Below are 20201 nucleotides of genomic sequence, written 5' to 3'. Positions count from 1 at the left end.
TTACTTGACGCGCGGCGCCAGCAGGGTTTTTTCGGTGGAGCGAAAGTTGATTTCACCGCTCAAGGTCCACGGCGCTTCTTTGCGCAAGGCGATATCGTTGACGGGGTAAAGCGTTAAGTACCAGGAATAATTCGGCTCGCTCACCAACTCACCACGATATTTGCCTGGTGCGATTGCAACCAGAGTAATAAGCTGGTCTTTCGCCGCTTTGACGGGGTGCCCCATCATCAATAGCAGTTGCTCTGGCATCAAGGTCGAATCAGCAGGCGCATTGGCAATCGTCAACGAAACCTCCCCGCTAGTGCGATCAAAACTGAGGTCGCCACTCAAGCCCAAGGCTTGCGCGCGCTTGTCCTGCTCCAGCGCCTGATTAATCATGCGCCCTTCTTTGTAATAGTTATCGATAATCACGTCATCAGCACCTTTGAGTGCAATAGTCACGGTAACGGAACACATGATGACGATGTAAATTAATGGACTGAATACAAACCAGAACCAAAATTGGCGATACCAAGGCTTACTCGCCTCGTCCGCTACCTCGCTAGTAGGATCTTGCTGTAAAACGCTCATGCAAACACCTGGGAAACAATCGCTTAAGGGCCAATAAAGGTCGTAGTGTTGGTTGCAGTAATTTCCGGGTTTTCCCGCGCTCGCACGCGGAAGCGGATCTCGGACTTTTTACTTTTCAATTCAGACTTTTTAACCGAAACCCGCACCGGAATCGTCAGTACTTCGCCTTCAATGGCGGGAATAGATTTGTAGCCCTGAACATCAAACTGGTAATCACCCTCCACTTCGACATCATAGGTATGGGTCGCGCGATCCATATTGCTGATTTTCAGGGTGTATACGTTCTGGATGCTATCTTCCACCACCCGGTACATCCGCACACCGCGGTCACGTTGCGCTTCCAACCCCACTGGTACACGGGTGGCGATGGAGTAGATAAACATGGAAATCATGATCGTCAACATCAAACCATAACCCAGCAGGCGCGGGCGGAAAACTTTGGTTTTGCCATTCAGGATGGCATCTTCCGTGGTAAAGCTGATTAGACCGCGCGGGTAATCCATCTTATCCATCACGCTATTGCAAGCATCGACGCACAAACCGCAATCGATGCACTCTGCCTGCAAACCATCGCGAATATCGATATCCACCGGGCACACCTGCACACACCAGGAGCAGTCGATACAATCGCCCAAACCTTGTGCTTTGTAATCATCGCCAATCTTGCGCGGCCCCCGTTTTTCACCACGGACACTGTTATAGGAAACAGTTAAGGTATCCTGATCGTACATAACTGCCTGAAAGCGCGCATAAGGACAAATGTACTTACAAAATTGCTCGCGCATAAAACCGGCATTCATATAGGTCGCGACCAAATACAGAAACACCCAAAAAGTGGTTATCAAATCCAAATTAAAGGTGAAAAAACCCACCACTAAATCGCGGACAGGTGTGAAATAACCAACAAAGGTGAGGGATGTGACTAACGAAATCACAATCCAGATAGATTGTGTCGCACCCTTTCGCCAAAGCTTCTCAAATCCCCAAGGCTGGGCATCCAGCTTCATGCGTTTATTTCGGTCACCCTCACACAAATGCTCGGCCCAAATAAACATTTGTGTCCAAACGGTTTGTGGGCAGGTAAACCCACACCAGACGCGCCCAACCAACACAGTTACTGTAAATAGCAAAAAGGCAGCGATCACCAGCAACCACGCGAGATACATCGCATCCTGCGGCCAGAAGGTGAGCCAAAGGATATGGAATTTACGCTCGGGAAGATCAAACAGAATCGCCGGGCGACCATCGATCACTAGCCAAGGCATGATCAGAAAGCCGAGCATCAACGGCAGGCCGGTATAGCGGCGCAAACGCTGGTAGAAGCCAGTGATACGGCGGGTGTAGATTTTGTCATCAGCCTCGTAGAGGTTTACATAGCGGATATTGTTATCCGCAGCTGACTTGTGTTCTGACGAAGGTTTTTCACTCAAAGGAATTACCTCTTATCCTCACTACACCGTCACTGCAGTAGCGGGAAACTAATTGAGCGCGAAAAAAAAGGCAGGCCTGAGCCTGCCTTCCTTGCAGGAAGAATTAGTTGGATTCTTCCAGTGACAGGCTGTAAACGTAGGCAGCCAGCAAATGTATACGGTCTTCTTTAAGTAGCTCTTGCTGTGCTGGCATTACCCCGTTGCGGCCATCACGCAGCGTCTGGCGAATAGTGGCTGGTTCACCACCGTAAAGCCAGATGTTGTCAGTCAGGTTAGGCGCACCAACCAGCTGGTTACCTTTGCCATCAACACCGTGACAAGCAACACAGTTAGTTGTGTAGAGCTTGGCGCCTATTTCGGCTTTTGCGGCATCGTGGTCATTGCCAGAGATTTGCAGTACATACTCGGCGACATCAGCAACACCCTCTTCGCCCAGAATTGAACCCCAGGCAGGCATCGCGGCTTTGCGGCCAAGCACGATAGTTTCATGGATTTTTTCCGGCGTGCCACCATACAGCCAATCTTTGTCGGTCAAATTGGGGAAGCCTGGATTGCCACCACCATCCGCACCATGGCATACAGCGCAGTTGTTGGAGAACAGACGGAAGCCCATTTTGAGCGCATCCGGATTTTTGGCGACTTCCTCAATTGGCATTTTGGAGTAGACGCCATAGGTTTCTGCATAGACTTTTTCCGCTTCCGCTTGATGGCCACGCAATTCGTTAACTGAGGTCCAGGACTTACCCTCTCCATCTTTAAGGCCTTCATAAGCGCCCATACCCGGATAGATAATCAGGTATCCAACAGAGAATACAAACGTCAGGATGAACATCCAGAACCACCAGCGTGGTAACGGATTGTCATATTCCTCAATACCGTCATATTCATGACCGGTGGTTTTTGCTTCCGTGCTTTCTTCCCCTACAACCGCACGCTTGCGGTTGGCAAGGAGAATCCATAACAGCAGCACCAGATTGGTGGTTGTCAGGATAACGATCCAAAGGCTCCAAAAAGTACTCATAGTTAAATCCGCCCTAATCGATGATTACTTGTGATCATCTGTGTGCTTGTCTTGAGGTTCATCAGCAAATGGCAACTTGGCATCTTCTTCAAAGCGCTTTTTGAGCTTGGGCGAAAACGCCCAGAAGCACACACCAAAGAATGCGATGGTCACCAGAACCGTTGAAATTGCGCCGACTGTGCCTGCGTCCATTAGCGCTTCTCTTTGAGCAACACGCCCAAGTTTTGCAGGTAAGCTACCAGCGCATCCATTTCGGTTACGCCTTTAACCGCTCGCTCGGCACCGGCGAAATCTTCTTCGGTGTATGGCACCCCTACTTTCGCCAAAGCGCGCATTTTGTCTGCGGTGTGCTTGCCGTCAAGCTTATTGTCATACAACTGCGGGTAAGCAGGCATAATTGATTCAGGTACCACAATACGCGGGTTAAACAAATGCACTTTGTGCCAATCATCCGAGTAACGGCCGCCTACACGTGCCAAATCCGGACCAGTACGCTTGGAACCCCAGAGGAACGGGTGCTCGTAGACTGATTCGCCCGCTACCGAGTAATGACCATAACGCTCAACTTCTGCACGTAATGGACGCACCATTTGGGTATGGCATACATGGCAACCTTCACGGATGTAAACATCGCGGCCTTCCAGTTGCACTGCATTGAGCGGCTTTAAACCTTCAATTGGAGTAGTGGTTTGTTTAAGGAAGAATTGCGGAACAATTTCTACCAAACCACCAAAACTAATAGCGACAACCATAAACACAGTCATCAAGCCGATATTCTTTTCTACTATTTCATGACCTTTCATGGCATTCCCCTTAAACAGCTGGCGCCTGAGCAGGCTGATGAGCACTTTCGGCCGCTTTTTTGGCCGCGTTTACGGTGCGATAGGTGTTATATGCCATGATCAACATGCCAGTGAGGAAGAAGGCACCGCCGATTGCACGCATCACATAACCACCTTTACTGAATACAACTGTTTCGATGAAGCTGTAAGTCAGTGAACCATCCGGGTTAAAGGCACGCCACATCAAACCTTGGCCAATACCGTTGATCCACATGGCTACTACGTAAAGTACAGTGCCCACAGTTGCCAACCAGAAGTGCAAATTGATCAATTTAACGCTGTACATCTCTTCGCGGTTAAACAGTTTTGGCAGCATGTGGTAAAGCGCACCAATAGAAATCATCGCCACCCAACCCAAAGCGCCTGAATGAACGTGACCCACGGTCCAGTCAGTGTTGTGAGAGAGTGCGTTGACGTTTTTGATTGCCATCATCGGACCTTCAAAGGTAGACATACCATAGAAAGACAGTGCGACAACGAGGAAACGCAAGGTGGGGTCGGTGCGCAATTTATGCCATGCACCTGACAGGGTCATAATACCGTTGATCATACCGCCCCAGCTTGGCGCGAGCAGGATCAGCGACATCACCATACCCAAAGATTGGGTCCAGTCCGGCAATGCGGAATAATGCAGATGGTGCGAACCCGCCCAGATATAAAGGGAGATCAGTGCCCAGAAGTGCACAATTGACAATTGATAAGAGTAAACCGGGCGACCAGCTTGTTTTGGCACAAAGTAGTACATCATCCCGAGGAAGCCTGCAGTCAGAAAGAAGCCTACCGCGTTGTGGCCATACCACCATTGCACCATAGCATCGGCAGCACCGGCATAAGCAGAATAAGATTTGGTCAGGGTAACCGGGATAGCAGCACTGTTAACAATGTGCAGCACGGCAACAGTGACAATAAAACCACCGTAGAACCAGTTAGCTACATAGATGTGCGAAGTACGGCGCTTGACGATAGTACCGAAGAATACAATCGCATAAGAAATCCAAACCAGCGCCAGCAGAATATCGATTGGCCACTCCAGCTCGGCATACTCCTTAGCAGAGGTCATACCCAATGGCAGGGTAATCGCTGCCAGAACAATAACCGCCTGCCAACCCCAGAACGTGAAGGGGACTAACCAGCCACCAAAGAGTGGAGCCTGACAGGTACGCTGAACCACATAATAAGAAGTAGCAAAAAGCGCACAGCCACCAAAGGCAAAAATAACCGCGTTTGTATGCAGCGGACGCAAGCGACCGAAGCTGGTGTAAGGCTGGAGCAGATCATTCAGACCTGGCCAAACCAATTGAGAAGCGATAAGAACGCCAACTCCCATCCCAAATATGCCCCATACAATGGTCATAATGGAGAATTTGCGCACTATATCGAAGTCGTATGCTGGAGGATCTCCAGCCACTGTCGCATGACTACCCATAGGACTTTCCTATTACTTAAAGAAAAATGAAAACTTTTTGTCTCTGTCAGCGCTACTTATCGCCCGGAGCAACACGGCACTATCTTTGTAAAAGGCCAATTTATAGCAAGCCTATAACCCTACTTTAGGTGCGGCATTTTGCCTTATGAGCGGCAATTTGTCTCACCCTTGTCGGTACAGGATTGATATTTATCAAATAATTTATGCGCTTTTACCTGCGAACAGAGCGCTTTTGATCAATAGATCCACAATAGGTCATTAATTGGCAACCCGCATCTGCAAGTGGATGCAGGTGCCACAATGTTTTAATGAACTGTTTTACTTGAGAGAACGACCTTTGTTAGCAGCAATACGCATACGCAGCGCATTCAGTTTAATGAAGCCTTCTGCATCTTTCTGGTTGTATGCACCGGCATCGTCTTCGAAGGTCGCTATTTTTTCGTCAAACAGACTGTCGGGAGAACGACGGCCAACCACACTTACAGAACCTTTATACAGCTTCACACGCACATCGCCATTCACATGCACTTGTGACTGATCAATCATCGCCTGCATCATAAGACGCTCAGGACTCCACCAGTAGCCGTTGTAAATCATGTCCGCATACTTGGGAATCAAGCTGTCCTTCAAGTGGGCAACTTCACGGTCCAAGGTGATAGATTCAATCGCACGGTGCGCACGCATCATGATGGTGCCACCAGGAGTTTCATAGCAGCCGCGAGATTTCATGCCTACGTAGCGATTCTCTACAATATCCAGACGACCAACACCGTTCTCACCGCCTACTTTGTTCAAGTAAGCCAGTACGGTAGCGGGAGACATTGGTTTGCCATCTATAGCAACGATATCGCCTTTTTCGTAAGTCAATTCAAGGTATGTCGCTTTATCCGGAGCTGCTTCAGGAGCAACAGTCCAGCGCCACATATCTTCTTCAGCTTCAGTCCATGGGTTTTCCAGAACTTTGCCTTCGTAAGAGATGTGCAGCAGGTTAGCATCCATAGAGTAAGGTGATTTTTTCTTCTTGGAGTAATCAACAGGAATATTGTGCTTCTCACAATAAGCCATCAGGGTTTCGCGGGAAGTCAGATCCCACTCACGCCATGGGGCGATTACTTTGATACCTGGCTTAAGTGCGTAGGCACCCAGTTCAAAACGAACTTGGTCATTACCTTTACCGGTAGCGCCATGGGAAATTGCATCTGCACCCACTTCGTTGGCGATTTCAATCAAACGCTTGGCGATCAATGGGCGAGCAATAGACGTACCGAGCAGATATTCACCTTCGTAAATAGTGTTAGCGCGGAACATAGGGAATACAAAATCGCGGACAAATTCTTCACGCAGATCGTCGATATAAATTTGCTTAACACCAAGCGCTTCGGCTTTAGCACGCGCTGGCTCTACTTCTTCACCCTGACCTATGTCAGCGGTAAAGGTGATTACTTCACAGTTGTAGTTTTCTTGCAGCCATTTGACGATAACTGAGGTATCGAGGCCACCGGAATAGGCCAACACGACTTTCTTGATAGATGACATGGGAAGCTCCCGCTATAACTCGTTGACAATTCACCGGGCACAAGCCATAGACCAGTACCTACTTGGGCGCGGGATTGTACTCGCAAGCCGGCCAAATTCCCACACTTGCGACGGCTAAATCACTGCTTTTAGCACTAAATGAAAATAGCTCTCAGCCATTAGCTAACCCCCTACTCCAAAAACAAAAGCAGCCTTATGGGCTGCTTCTGCTGTGCGAATAAATTCAGCAATTTTTACAGGCGGAAGGTAGACACCTTAGCGTTAAGCGCACGCGCCAAATCCTGTAAGCTTTGTGCACGCGCATCACCTTGGTGGGCAACTTCAGCGGAGTTGTCAGCCACTTGTTTAATCGCGTTGATATTATTCAACACCTCTTTCACCACATGGCTTTGCTCTTCTGCTGCAGTGGCAATCTGCACCGCCATGCCACTGATTGCACCTACGGCTACGTTAATTTTATCGAGGGAGTGGGAGGCGTTGTCGGCATTATCAACACTACCAGTGGCAAGGCGACGCCCCTCCTCCATGATCGATACTGCATTTTGCGCAGTCGATTGCAAAGAGCCAATCATGGACTGAATTTCCTCGGTGCTGGCATGGGTACGCTGCGATAGCACCCGCACTTCATCCGCCACCACTGCAAACCCCCTGCCCTGCTCACCGGCACGCGCCGCTTCAATCGCCGCGTTGAGCGCTAGCAAGTTGGTCTGCTCAGCGATGCCTTTGATCGTAGCGAGAATACCGCTGATATTTTGCGCATTCGTATTGAGGGTAGAAATAACACCGCCAGCCTGCTCCACCTTCTCAGCCAGCACAACGATCGAGTCGCGGGTTTTATCCACTTGCTGCTTGCCATCGCTCGCGCTGTTGACTGATTCGCGCACCGAATCTGCGGTGTGTTCGGCGTGATGGGCGATTTCCTGGGTCGCGCTGGTCATCTCATTCATGGCCTGCACCACCATGCCGATTTGCTGTTGCTGTACCCCCAACTCACGCACTGATGTCACCGCTGAATCGGCCATAGCACGGGCATTGTCCTGTAGGTCAGTCGCCTGAGTGCGGATATGTTTGACCAGATCATTCATATGCTCGACAAACGAATTAAAATTCGCAGCCAACAACCCAACTTCGTCATTGGAAGTCACCGGCAGGCGACGCGACAAATCACCACCACCGGATGCAATGTCTGACAGCGACTGGGACACATTGTGGAGCGGCAACAAGAGTACGCCGTTAAACCAGTTGAGCACCAATATTGTGACTACCAGCAAAATCAAAATCGCGGCTAACTGCCCCAGCAGCGTGGAATGGACGGGACCGACTAATAGCTCGCGCTCCAACACCATGATCAGGGTCAAATCGGTACCAGGGATGGCGTCGGCAAAAATTTGCATGGTCTTGCCATCCAATTCAATCAGATATAAACCATCTTTTGCACGCAACAATTGTTCAAGTTTGCTACTGGTTAGATCAGCGGAAATATCCAACAGGGATTTATTCAACAGCTTTTGGTCAGCGTGGGAAAACACCTTGTCGCCGCGTGCGATAAACATATAACCGTTGCCCGGTAAATCGATATCGCGCAGCTGCTGGACGATTGCATCAATTACCACATCAACGCCGAGAATAGCTTTGATGCTGCCATCGCTATTGATTACCGCACGCCCGAGTGATACCACATTTTTCCCTGTTGCCGATGCGACCGAGGGATTATCGATGAAGGTTTCGCGCGGGTTTTTAACAGCTGCTATATACCAACCCCAGACACGCGGATCATCATTGCCCGGCGCCATCACCAGATTATTAGCGTTGTAGAGTTTGCCGTCGGCAAAGGCCAGGAAACTGTTGTCTACATCAGCCGAAATTTTTACCTGGGTGAGATGCGCGTTGTAGCTTTCTTCCGTCGCACTGGCGGGAAAGCCTTCCAGAGCCTTTCCTTTGAGTGCAAACCAGTCATGGACGTATTTACTGAAGGTCGCGGAAATACCGGCGACCTGACGGTTGATATTGATCTCCATCGCCCTCATGGCAGAGGAATATGAGAGATAGGAAACTGCGCATCCAACGAGCAGGAGCGATACCGCAACTGACGCACTTATTTTCTTGCGTAATGACCAGCGAGCCGACATTATTTGACCTCCAACATAGTGGTCCACCCCGTGAAAGATGGAAAATATAATTATTAATGGAAAGTAGTTATGCGTACCGACCAGACCCTTTCCTTATTTATTCATCTGGCCATTGTTGTAGTGATTACTGCTAAACACGCCTCCGTTATTTATACATCTGGTCCAAAAAGGCTCTGTTTTAACTTATCGGCATATACTGCCAATTGCTTTAACAGATCTTGTTGCGATTCAGTTGTGTTCTCATCCGCCACCAGCAGCTGTACGCGTTTATAAAACTCATCCAGGGTTAAGCTGGCTTGCGCCTCTTTGGCGGTTAACCGCCAGCGGCAAAATGCCAGCCAACGCTGTCGCTCCTCATGGCTAAGACTAGTTGGGAAATTGCGTGCGCGGTAGCGAAACAGCATTTCTTTTAAGCGCGGATCACGAAAAGCAAATGGTTCGCGTGACAGTAACTCAGGCGTTGCTTGACGTACCTGCACCATCAACTGTTTGTCCTGCTCATCAAAAAAACCGCTGTAGAGCATTTGTTCCGGGTCGGTTTTTTCCGCAAACTCCTGGCCGCTATAGAGCTGGTAAAGCTTCTGTTGCAGGGATTGCCGCTCGTAGAGACTGAGATTGCGCAAGGTTTGCCAGTGTTGTTCACAGGTCGGTTTATCAATTGCCAATCGCTGCGCTGTCGAGTCATCTAACATCGACGGCGGCAACACCATAGGGGTTTTGTTCAAGTGGATTTCCTTAAGCGCCAGACGCTCAACTCCCTCAGGTAAATCCTCCGTGCGAGTAAATAGACGCAAGCGCAACTCATCAACTGGCAAGGTCAGCAACGCTTGCGGATCAGTGCCCAGGTTAAATGCGATCACCGAATTCTTGTTCGTGGGATGCATCATCAGCGGCAAGACCAGCGCCGCATTGCCATTTTCAACGGGGAAGCGCGACGAGATATGCAGCAGCGGTTTATGACTATCAATATCGATCAGGCTGGCGACAAACCGTTTATCGCGCAGGCGATAAGCGTAGTCGTACAGCTTGGGTTGTTTGGTTTTGATGAGCCTGGCCACGGCGATGGTGGCGTAAACATCCGAGAGCGCATCGTGCGCCGCCTCATGCTTGAGATTGTTGGCTTTACTCAGCATCTCCAATTTAAAACAGGGGCGGCCATCCTCGTAATTAGGCCACTCAATACCCTCGGGACGCAGGGCGCGGGTCATGCGCACCATATCGATAATGTCCCAGCGCGAATTGCCGTTGCGCCACTCGCGTTCATAGGGATCATAAAAATTGCGGTAGAGCATATAGCGCGTAACTTCATCGTCAAAACGAATGGAGTTGTAACCCACGCCGCAGGTGCCGGGGCGGGCTAATTCCGCATGGATCGCCGCGATAAATTCGCACTCCGGCAGGCCGCGCTCTTCCGCCACCTGTGGAAGCAGACCAGTGATCAAACAGGCCTCCGGTTTGGGCAATAAATCATGCGCGGGTTTGCAATAGATCATCAGCGGCTCACCGAGGATATTTAATTCCTCATCGGTGCGAATACCGGCAAATTGTGAGGGTTTATCAAGCGCAGGGGTTTCGCCCCAGGTTTCGTAATCGTGCCAGTAGAGGGTATTTTGCACAGCGGGCTTCATTGTTTTTATCCCTTCAGATTATACGGATCAAGCCTAAGAAAAAGCACAATGTAACACTCGACCTTCGCTTTCCCCTATACTGCGGCCTGATTTTTGCGTCGCAAAGCCACACCACAATTTTGAATTTTGTAAGTGTCCACGGGGAGAATGCCATGAGTGATTTAGATAGCCTGTTTGCCGCCAACGTGAAATGGGCAGAAGACATCAGACGTAAGGAGCCTGACTTTTTTTCCAATCTGGCCAAACAGCAAGCCCCGGAATATTTGTGGATAGGTTGCTCCGATAGCCGTGTACCCGCTAACCAGATTCTCAATCTGGCACCCGGCGAGATCTTCGTGCACCGCAATGTCGCCAACGTCGTTATCCATACCGACTTGAACTGCATGACCGTATTAAATTACGCCGTAGAGTTTTTGAAAGTGAAGCATGTAATGGTTACCGGCCACTATGGTTGCGGCGGTGTCAGGGCAGCGTTGGAAAATCACAAACTGGGGCTGATCGATTACTGGTTGCGCAATATCCGCGATGTGTATTACGCCAACAAAAATGTGCTTGATCGACTGGATGATCAGGATGAGCGAGTAAACCGCCTATGCGAGCTGAACGTAATACAGCAGGTGGACAATATTTCGCGCAGCAATATCGTACAAAATGCGTGGGCGCGTGGTCAGGAGTTAACTATTCACGGTTGGATTTACGATATTCATGACGGCATCTTGCACAAACTCACCCCGCCGATCGATCGCATCGAACAAATTCCCGAGCAGTATCGACTTTATTAAAAGTCGCCTTCATTAAAATGCGCCGCTGTTAAACACCAGCGGCAAACCTTGCATGAAATAACTGTTCAGTTTTAGCCGCCATAATCACATCATTTTCATGCAAGCCACGAATCTTATGTGTCCACCAGCTCACCTTTACCTTGCCCCACTCGGTTAACAGTGCAGGGTGGTGGCCATATTCCTCCGCCAACGCCCCCACCGCTTGGGTAAACGCCATGGCCTGCACAAAATTGTTAAAACGATAGGTGCGCGTAAGCTGATTAACCCCCGCCACGATTTCCACCGCCCACTCCGGCAACTGTAGCAGCGCCGCTTGCAAATCGGCTTCGCTGAGCAGGGGCGAATCAGCGCGGCAAGCGCTACAGTTTTTCTCACTTAAACTACTCATTATTCACCTCGTATCGAACAGTACTTAAATCAAAAAATCGGGTAATAACTTGTAATAGGCCGCAGTCGCAAGAACATCTAAGATGATCAAGATGACACACTAGAAACCAGCACAAGCTGTTCTATACTCACAGCAGCTTATACCAGTTCCATCGCAACCACTCCCGTGCCCTCCTACAACCTACACCAGTTGATTAACGGAATATTCAATGCCCGAGAAGACGCTATTACAGCAACCTATAGACGATGAGGCACTCAGCCAGTTTACGCTGGCTGACGAACAAATGCGCTCGCTCTACCATAGCCTGCCGATATCGCTGCTCTCCTCCATCATCATCGCACTGATCCTCAGCATCTCGCACTGGAAAGTCATTGGCCAGGCAGAAATTATTTTATGGAACCTATTATTGGGCAGCTCTTTGCTGGCGCGACTGATTCTGTGGATATTCTGGCACAACGTGCACCAACTCTACTCCACACTTTTTTGGATGAGCTGCTTCCGTATCGGTGTATGGCTAACCGGAGCGGCTTGGGGCATGGCTGCGATTTTATTGTTCGCACACGATGACACTATTTATCAAGCGCTCCTGGCATTTTCCCTCGCGGGCGTAGCGAGCGGCTCGATGACATCACTGAATGTCGATAAATATTCATCGCTGGGCTTTGTGGTTCTCGCCATCTCCCCGCTCAGTGTGATGATTTTTTTAGAAGATGGCCCAACCGCCATCGCCATGACTGGCATGAGTTTGTTATTTATCTTTTTTGTTATCGCCAGCTCCACACGTGCACGTCACAACATGGAAGATCAACTCAATAAAAACTTTCGCTTATTGCAGCTCACCAACAAATTAAATCACAAACAAAAACTGGAAAAAATTATCAATAACGCCCAATCCATTTACATTAGTGATGGCGACATAAAAACTGCACTCAGTACGCTGCTACACGAGACTCTGCCAATTTGCCACAGCGAGTTAGGTTTTATTGGCCAAGTAAAAAAAGACTCGGAAAAAAAACCTTATATGTGCGCTCTGGTATTTGGCAGCCATAAAAAAGAGGACCGTATATTAGAAAACTTCCGTGCGACCAACCTGCCGGAAAATGGTGAATACCGCAATCTGGACAATATGTTTGGCATGATTATGCGCTCGGACAAACCCATTATCAGCCCCAACCTTGCACGCGACATGCGCGCAGGCACCTTGCCCCAAGGGCACCCGGCCATCGGCAGTTTTATTGGTATTCCTATATTCAGTGGGCGCGAACAAATTGCTATTCTCGGGCTGGCTAATTCGCCCCTCGGTTACACTACCCAAACCGCCGAAGAACTGGAGCCCATCCTTAAAAGCATCGCGCAATTTGTGCAAACCATGAATCACGAGCAACAACATGCGCATGACAAGGCCGCGTTGGAAGCCAGCACCCAACACACGCAAACAATCCTCAATGATATTGCTGACGGTATCATCACCATATCAAAAGAGGGGATTATCCAAAGTTTTAATCATGCGGCCGAAACTATTTTTGGGTATCGCGCCAAGCAGATTATCGGCAAGAATGTCAGCGAGCTCATGCCGGAGCCGCACAAATCACAGCACAATGGCTACCTAAAAAATCATCTGAAAACGGGCAAAAAGAATATTCTCGGCATCGGACGTGAGGTCAGTGGATTACGACGTAATGGCGATGAGTTTCCCATGGATTTAATGGTGTCGCGGGTATTCCAAAATGGGGAGCCGATTTTTATTGGCATAGTGCGCGATATCACTGAAAAAAGACGGGTTGATAGTTTGCGCAGCCAATTTATCAGTGCCGCCAGCAAAGAAATTCTCGGACCTTTAAACGTGATTGCTGAAGCGATTAGCCTGTTACAAACCAATGATCCAGACGCTCTCCCGGAATCATTCCAGCACGCGGTCACCATAGCCAAGAACAACAGTATTAAATTACAAAAACTAATGAATGATTTAATTGAGGCGCAAAACCTTTCCAATGGAGAAGCTGCCTTTAAATTACAGACTCAAATGGTACTACCGCTGCTTGAAGAGACATTAAGACGCAATAAAGTCTATAGCGATATATATCAGTGCAGCATGTCAATAAAAGCCGCTGCGAACGACCTCACTATCCACGCTGATAGCTCGCGCTTTTACCAGGCTTTGGCGCAACTACTGCAATACACCTTAAAATTGACCGATCCCAAAAGTGAGTTACAGGTTCGGGTGAATGAAGATCGCAGCCGGGTTAAAATCAGCTTTAGCATTGGAGGCAAAACGCTCTCCGAAAATATCCGCAAAAATCTAACGCTGTATTTTGGCCGGCATGGCGAGCCAATCAATCAGGAACAGTATGCCGAAGGTGACTTGGGCCTTGCGATTGCAAAAGAAATTATTGAAAAAATGCACGGAAATATTTACATAGAGAAAAAGGATATGGAAAACAAGAATGAGGAATATTATTTTGTCGTGGAGTTCCCGCAGGCATTTAAACAATTCGCATAGCGGGATTGATCCCTAGTGGGATATTACAAACGATTGCCGCTGCCCATAGTGTTAATTTTATCTAACAGCGCAGCCCCCATCCGCTCCAAGGCGACTACCTGATCGACTCCACCTATAACCACCGCCTCTTTCGGCATGCCGTAAACAACACAGCTCGCCTCATCCTGCGCAAAGGTATAACCGCCCTGATTTCGAATATCCAACATGCCCTTGGCGCCATCTTTACCCATACCGGTTAGCAACACCCCCAACACATTTTTACCACCGGCCAACGCCACAGATTCCATCATCACATCCACCGCAGGCCGGTGACGATGCACAGGTTCGGCGTCAGATAGCTTCACGATATAATCCGCTCCCGAGCGCACCACCACCAAATGATGACCACCGGGCGCTAAAAAAGCGTGCCCAGGTAAAATACGCTCGCCGCCTTTTGCTTCCACCACATGCAAGCGCGTCACTTTATTTAAACGTTCAGCATAGGTGCGGGTAAAACCAGCAGGCATGTGCTGGGTCATCACAATTCCAGGTACGGCAGTAGGTAATTGCATCAATAAATCTTTAATCGCCTCTGTGCCACCGGTTGAGGCACCTATTGCAATTATTTTTTCAGTACTTTGCAAGCGCCCTGATATCACAGCTTTTTGGTTTGGTGATATATCCGGTTGGCTTTTCTTAACACTGGCTTTCACCCGCACCGCCGCTGCCGCACGAATTTTTTCTACAATCAACTCGGCGTATTCACGAATACCACTGGTGACACCCAATTTTGGCTTGGGAATAAAATCAACTGCGCCTAACTCCAATGCATGCAAGGTTGCCTCTGCACCGGCTTCAGTCAGGGTTGAAATCATTACCACAGGTGTGGGGCGAGCCTTCATTAGCTTTTCCAAAAATGCCAAACCATCCATGCGCGGCATTTCAATATCCAAGGTAATTACATCAGGTGCAAATTCATTCACCATATCGCGCGCCACATAGGCATCGGGCGCAGCCCCTACAAGCGTCATATCGGGAGTCTCGCGGATAATCTCAGCCAATAGGCTGCGCACCAACGCCGAATCATCTACCACCAATACTTTAATTGTCATGCGCAGTCCAATCACTCAATATTCTGTTTATGAAAAAAAGGCCAAAGGTAAAAACTTAATCATTAAACAATTCCACTTCACCGCTCTTAGGCGTGAACTTGACCTTCATCCGGTACTCACTTTCGCGATCAACAATAGTGGTGTTATGTATAGATTTAATTTTTTTCACGAGGACTTTTCCGGTGTCTGGGAAAAAATAAACTTTGCGCGGATAATCATCGAGCAAATCCTTTGCGACTATGGGTATTCTCTCGGTTTGCAAATAATCCAAGACAAACTCCACATTGCGCTGACCGACATTATTTACTTTAAGACCAGGCAACACGTTGCCTCCGCCAAATACTTTAGCTTCCATACGCGCTCGCGTTGCGCCCATTTTTAACAAATGATTGACAAGCAACTCCATCGCATAGACGCCATAACGCGCTGACTCAGTCAGCAAGCCGGTTTCATTAGTGCCATCATTTGGCAATAAAAAATGGTTCATCCCACCAATTCCATTGACCTTGTCACGCAGACATACCGCCACACAGGAGCCCAGCACAGTTACTATCAATTTGTCGCCATTGGTAACGAAATATTCTCCAGGTAATATTTTTACCGCGTGCCGTTCAAAGTGACGGTCATAATAGGTAGTAGGTGCAAGATGAACATTATTATCAAAGTTCATTGGCGCTCACCTGCATGATTATCAATAAGCTTATAGGTCGTCTTAGCAACTAACTTAACCAAATGAGAGGCGTTAGAAAAACTTTCTGAATGGCCAGCAATATATAGACCCTCCGGCTTCAACAGGCGCACCATACGCTCGAGCAGCTGTAACTGGGTTGGCTTATCAAAATAAATCATTACATTGCGACAGAAGATCACATCAAACCCTGCTCCCAAACGCCAGTCGCGATCCAGCAAATTGATTTGGCGAAAGTCGACCAATTGGCGCAACTTATCGATCACTTTTGCGCTGCCGTTATTTCGTCCCTTGCCGCGTAAAAAAAAATGCTTTTTTTGTTCAAGGCTCAAGACATCCAACCGATCCAGAGAATAAATACCTTGAGCAGCAAACTCTAAGACCGAGCTGTCTATATCGGAGGCAATAATTTCTACCGGAGGTGAATAGGAGCCATAGGCTTCTACTAGCGTCATCGCAATCGAATAAGGCTCCTCACCAGTACTGGATGCCGCGCACCAAACGCGCAACTTACCTGCAGTAGCTTTTCGATTGCGAGCATAATCGGCAAGAGTAGAAAAATGATGCGCCTCGCGAAAAAAGGCAGTGAGATTGGTGGTTAGCGCATTAATAAATTCTTGCTGTTCATTTTTATTGTGATCAAGGTAAGCAAGATATTCATCAAAATTATCTAATTGTAAAACCCGCAACCGCCGCGCCAAGCGGCTGTACACCAATTGCTTTTTACTATCACCCAAATTAATCCCGGCTTTGCGATAGATAATAGCCTTCACCCGGGCAAAGTCGGCATCAGCATAATTGAATTCACGTTCCGGAATATTTTTCACTATCGTCATCCGCACTGATGATCATTCATCAAGCGGCTGGCTACAGCCGCTATAACATCGAAGCGGGAATTAAAACTGTTCCCATTCATCGTCCTGTGATGATGGCGGCGGTGTTAATTTTTTACTGACAACAGGGGCTTTTTTAAGTGCAGGCTTTGACGGGGCTGCCACACGTTTTGCTGGAGCCGGACGGTGTAACTGGTCGTCAGACAACCGAAATTGCGCCACACTTTGGGTTAATTGGTCTGCTTGCGATTGCATACTCTCTGCCGCAGCTGCAGCCTCTTCCACCAGTGCGGCATTTTGTTGTGTCATTTCATCCATTTGCGATACAGCAGTCGATACCTCTTCAATACCCGTCGATTGTTCGGCCGAAGCGGCGGCAATTTCCGCCATAATGTCGTTAACGCGTTTAATCGCGTTAACTATCTCTTTCATGGTATCGCCAGATTTACCCACCAACTGATTGCCGTTATCAATTTTTTGTACCGAATCTGAAATCAACGCTTTAATATCTTTTGCGGCATTCGCTGAACGCTGTGCGAGTGTGCGCACCTCTGATGCAACAACAGCAAACCCTCGTCCCTGATCACCGGCACGTGCAGCCTCTACTGCGGCATTTAATGCGAGGATATTGGTTTGGAATGCGATACCATCAATCACACCAATAATGTCAGAAATTTTGCGTGCGGATTCATTGATCGCATTCATGGTCGTTACTACTTGCTGAATCAATGTACCGCCATCAGTGGCTACAGTAGATGCTTGCTCGGCGAGAACATTCGCTTGTTTTGCATTGTCCGCATTGAGCTTCACGGTTGAGGTTAACTCCTCCATTGATGATGCAGTCTCTTCCAAATTTGCCGCCTGCTGCTCGGTGCGCGATGATAAATCCGCATTACCTTGGGCAATTTCACTTGAGGCAGTAAAAATTGTATCTGCAGCAGTGCGGATATCGCCCAACATACTGGTAAGACTGCTGGTGGTTTCGTTACAGTAATTTTTGAGTTCGCCAAATGTTCCCAAATAATCGGCATCAATTCTTTCTGTGAGATCGCCTTTGGCGATGGCACCGAGCACGCGCGCCACATCGTTCAACCCTTTTTCTGCAGTAGTAACCAGCACATTCAAGCCATCTGCCAATTTCAAGAAAAAGCCATCTTTACCTTCGGTTTTGATTCGCTCGCTAAAATTACCTGCGGCCGCAGCCTCAACCAGGGCATTCACTTCCACTTCAACACCCACTTCGATAGTTCTATCCAACCACTCAACTACCGACCCAAGGCGCGTGCCGTCCTTGGAAAAAATAGGATTTGCCACCAAGCGAAAATGGCGTTTGCCAACTACGATATTGGAAGTGTAGGTAGTCGTCAGGTTTTCCAGGAGCTTCATTTGGTGTGCTGGATTTTTATGGAATATATCCATATTGCTGCCGACAATTTTATCTACCGCAAAATGTGGCAACACTGAACGTATATCAGCCTCCGCAACACGCAGCATTTTTTCGACGGATTTATTCATGTAGATAATTTTTCGCTCAGGATCAGCAATCATCACATTTGTTGTGGTAGTTTCCAACGCACCCAAAATTCGACTCATTTCATGTTCAGCAGCTACTTCTTTGGTGCGGTCAATCCATTCCACTACTGAACCCAATCGTTCGCCTTTTTCCGAAAAAATCGGGTTGGCTATTAATCTAAAACTTAAGCCAGCCACTACAATATTGCCAACGTAGGTTTCGCGTAGATTGGCCAATAACGTACTTTGGTGGGCAGGATTTTTATGGAATATATCCATACTGCTGCCCAAGACTTTATCGACAGAGAAATGAGGTAGCGCCTTCCGCAAATCTGGCTCTACCTTACGGAGCATTGCTTCGACTGCCTTGTTCATGTAAATAATATTGCGATTGGCATCTGCAAGCATAACGTTTGATGAAGTAGCATCCAAAGCCTGTTTCACGCGCGCATTGGATTCCGCAATAATAAATCCTTCTTTGATGGATTCTTTCATTACAGACATAGAGGACAACAATTCCCCTAGCTCATCCGAGCCCTTGGCTGTGATTGTACCGCTCACATCCCCGGCGGACAGCTTTCTGGCAACCTCCACAGCTTCACTCAAAGGACGGGTAATCAATTGCGATATAAAGTAACCGATAGCTGCGCCAATTATAATACCCACAAGGATGACGCCTATCATGGTGGAGCGACTAAATTGATAAAGCTCAAATATATCCCGTGATGCATTTTCCGCGTTTTCTACCTTGGCTTTACCAAGCTCACCCAAATAGCTATCAACATCTTTCAGTTGCTCACGGGCAACCGGGAGTAAAGCTTCAAATTCAGCACTCAAAGCGGCGACATTTTCATTGGGAACCAATCGAAATACAGTTTGCATCGTAGATTCCCATTGATCTATGTGCTCCTCAAGCTTGGAAAACGTTTCCTTGCCTTTTTGCGTGTAAAATAGCGGTTTGGCTTTCTCCAGATTCCCATCAAAGGCTGCCAGACTTTTTTTTGCACTTTCCAATTTCGATAATTTTTCATCCCTATCGGTGGCAATAATAGCTGCGCGCCAATCTCGAGCCACCTCTACCAAGTTGATATTGGCATCTTTAATATAAGAGACACCAAGAACTTCTTTTTCATACATAGTTGTTACTGAATGGTTTATTTTCGACATATTTGAAATACCGAAAATCCCGACAACAGCACTGACCAAGGCCACAACAATGAAGCTGATAATTAATTTTGCTTTAACTTTAATGTTTTCAAAGATCATGTTGATACTCCACATAAATATTGCAAATTTATTTCCTAATAGACTTATTCAACATCATTTCAATGCATTAACTTTCGCTTGAGCTAAATAAACTCATTTCTTCGCTGGATATCAATTCATTAATATCCACCATAATAATCATCTGCTCATTAATGGTCGCAAGGCCCAACAAATATCGACTGTCAAATGCCACACCAAAATCGGGAGGCGGGCGTAATTCATCTTTATTCAAACTGACCACATCAGACACTCCATCAACTACAATCCCTACAATACGATTTTGAATGTGCAACACAATTACAATGGTAAATTCATCATAGGTTGCATCTCCTACGTTAAACTTTATGCGCAAGTCAACAATAGGTACTATATCCCCTCTGAGGTTAATAACGCCTTTAATGAAAGCGGGAGCATTAGCAATTTTAGTTACGGATTCGTAACCACGAATTTCTTTTACCGTGAGGATATCCAATGCGTAATTTTCCTCACCCAAAGTAAAGGTTAAAAACTCTTGGTCCTTTTGGATATTGGCAACATCTGGCATAAGTCACTCCGACTG

17 protein-coding genes are annotated in these 20201 nt (G+C 47.8%); 2 read left to right on the top strand and 15 right to left on the bottom strand.

What is annotated here, in order from left to right; all coding sequences use genetic code 11:
- From J2X05_RS13775 to sbcB, 9 genes are all read right to left on the bottom strand, one after another.
- Positions 1-570, bottom strand: a complete 570-nt coding sequence (locus J2X05_RS13775) for a FixH family protein (protein WP_310073390.1) — start codon at positions 568-570, stop codon at positions 1-3.
- 23 nt (positions 571-593) lie between these two features.
- Complete coding sequence (gene ccoG, locus J2X05_RS13770; RefSeq protein ID WP_310073388.1) at positions 594-2000, bottom strand: cytochrome c oxidase accessory protein CcoG; 1407 nt, start codon at positions 1998-2000, stop codon at positions 594-596.
- A gap of 103 nt (positions 2001-2103) precedes the next feature.
- The gene (gene ccoP, locus J2X05_RS13765) at positions 2104-3021 is read right to left on the bottom strand and encodes a cytochrome-c oxidase, cbb3-type subunit III (RefSeq protein WP_310073385.1); all 918 of its coding nucleotides are present in this window, start codon (positions 3019-3021) and stop codon (positions 2104-2106) included.
- Between the two features lie 24 nt (positions 3022-3045).
- On the bottom strand, positions 3046-3213 hold the full coding sequence (locus J2X05_RS13760) for a cbb3-type cytochrome oxidase subunit 3 (RefSeq protein ID WP_310073383.1): 168 nt from the start codon (positions 3211-3213) through the stop codon (positions 3046-3048).
- A complete protein-coding gene (gene ccoO / locus J2X05_RS13755) occupies positions 3213-3824 on the bottom strand; it encodes a cytochrome-c oxidase, cbb3-type subunit II (RefSeq protein WP_310073381.1) in 612 nt (203 codons plus the stop codon). The genes J2X05_RS13760 and ccoO overlap by 1 nt, the downstream gene beginning before the upstream one ends.
- Before the next feature lie 10 nt (positions 3825-3834).
- Positions 3835-5289 (bottom strand): cytochrome-c oxidase, cbb3-type subunit I, encoded by a 1455-nt coding sequence (gene ccoN, locus J2X05_RS13750; protein ID WP_310073379.1) that lies wholly within the window; start codon positions 5287-5289, stop codon positions 3835-3837.
- 318 nt (positions 5290-5607) lie between these two features.
- A complete protein-coding gene (locus J2X05_RS13745; RefSeq protein ID WP_310073377.1) occupies positions 5608-6825 on the bottom strand; it encodes an argininosuccinate synthase in 1218 nt (405 codons plus the stop codon).
- 233 nt (positions 6826-7058) lie between these two features.
- A complete protein-coding gene (locus J2X05_RS13740; protein WP_310073375.1) occupies positions 7059-8954 on the bottom strand; it encodes a methyl-accepting chemotaxis protein in 1896 nt (631 codons plus the stop codon).
- Positions 8955-9103: 149 nt separating this feature from the next.
- The gene (gene sbcB, locus J2X05_RS13735) at positions 9104-10582 is read right to left on the bottom strand and encodes an exodeoxyribonuclease I (RefSeq protein ID WP_310073373.1); all 1479 of its coding nucleotides are present in this window, start codon (positions 10580-10582) and stop codon (positions 9104-9106) included.
- 152 nt (positions 10583-10734) lie between these two features.
- Between sbcB and can the strand changes: the two genes are divergently transcribed.
- Complete coding sequence (gene can, locus J2X05_RS13730) at positions 10735-11364, top strand: carbonate dehydratase (RefSeq protein WP_310073370.1); 630 nt, start codon at positions 10735-10737, stop codon at positions 11362-11364.
- Positions 11365-11392: 28 nt separating this feature from the next.
- On the opposite strand, the gene J2X05_RS13725 is transcribed toward can, so the two are convergent.
- Positions 11393-11752 (bottom strand): 4a-hydroxytetrahydrobiopterin dehydratase, encoded by a 360-nt coding sequence (locus J2X05_RS13725; protein ID WP_310073368.1) that lies wholly within the window; start codon positions 11750-11752, stop codon positions 11393-11395.
- Between the two features lie 208 nt (positions 11753-11960).
- On the opposite strand from J2X05_RS13725, the gene J2X05_RS13720 reads away from it, so the two are divergent.
- Positions 11961-14252, top strand: a complete 2292-nt coding sequence (locus tag J2X05_RS13720; RefSeq protein ID WP_310073366.1) for a PAS domain S-box protein — start codon at positions 11961-11963, stop codon at positions 14250-14252.
- Positions 14253-14275: 23 nt separating this feature from the next.
- Here J2X05_RS13720 and J2X05_RS13715 read toward each other — a convergent pair whose 3' ends face one another.
- The 5 genes from J2X05_RS13715 to J2X05_RS13695 all read right to left on the bottom strand — a co-directional run bounded on the left by J2X05_RS13715 (position 14276) and on the right by J2X05_RS13695 (position 20186).
- Entirely contained in the window at positions 14276-15343 is a 1068-nt protein-coding gene (locus J2X05_RS13715) for a protein-glutamate methylesterase/protein-glutamine glutaminase (RefSeq protein WP_310073365.1), read from the bottom strand.
- Positions 15344-15398: 55 nt separating this feature from the next.
- Positions 15399-16013 carry a chemoreceptor glutamine deamidase CheD gene (cheD, locus tag J2X05_RS13710; RefSeq protein ID WP_310073364.1) on the bottom strand — a complete coding sequence of 205 codons (615 nt, stop codon included), beginning with the start codon at positions 16011-16013 and terminating at the stop codon, positions 15399-15401.
- The gene (locus tag J2X05_RS13705) at positions 16010-16858 is read right to left on the bottom strand and encodes a CheR family methyltransferase (protein ID WP_310073362.1); all 849 of its coding nucleotides are present in this window, start codon (positions 16856-16858) and stop codon (positions 16010-16012) included. The genes cheD and J2X05_RS13705 overlap by 4 nt, the downstream gene beginning before the upstream one ends.
- A 69-nt stretch (positions 16859-16927) precedes the next feature.
- Positions 16928-19642, bottom strand: coding sequence for a methyl-accepting chemotaxis protein (locus J2X05_RS13700; RefSeq protein ID WP_310073360.1), 2715 nt, complete (start codon positions 19640-19642; stop codon positions 16928-16930).
- A gap of 67 nt (positions 19643-19709) precedes the next feature.
- Positions 19710-20186 (bottom strand): chemotaxis protein CheW, encoded by a 477-nt coding sequence (locus tag J2X05_RS13695; protein WP_310073358.1) that lies wholly within the window; start codon positions 20184-20186, stop codon positions 19710-19712.
- Positions 20187-20201 lie beyond the last annotated feature (15 nt).

The sequence above is a fragment of the Cellvibrio fibrivorans genome (assembly GCF_031457055.1).
In the GTDB taxonomy this organism is placed as follows: Bacteria; Pseudomonadota; Gammaproteobacteria; order Pseudomonadales; family Cellvibrionaceae; genus Cellvibrio; species Cellvibrio fibrivorans.
Note: the sequence above shows the minus strand (reverse complement) of the source record. Positions and strands in the feature narration are given on the sequence as shown.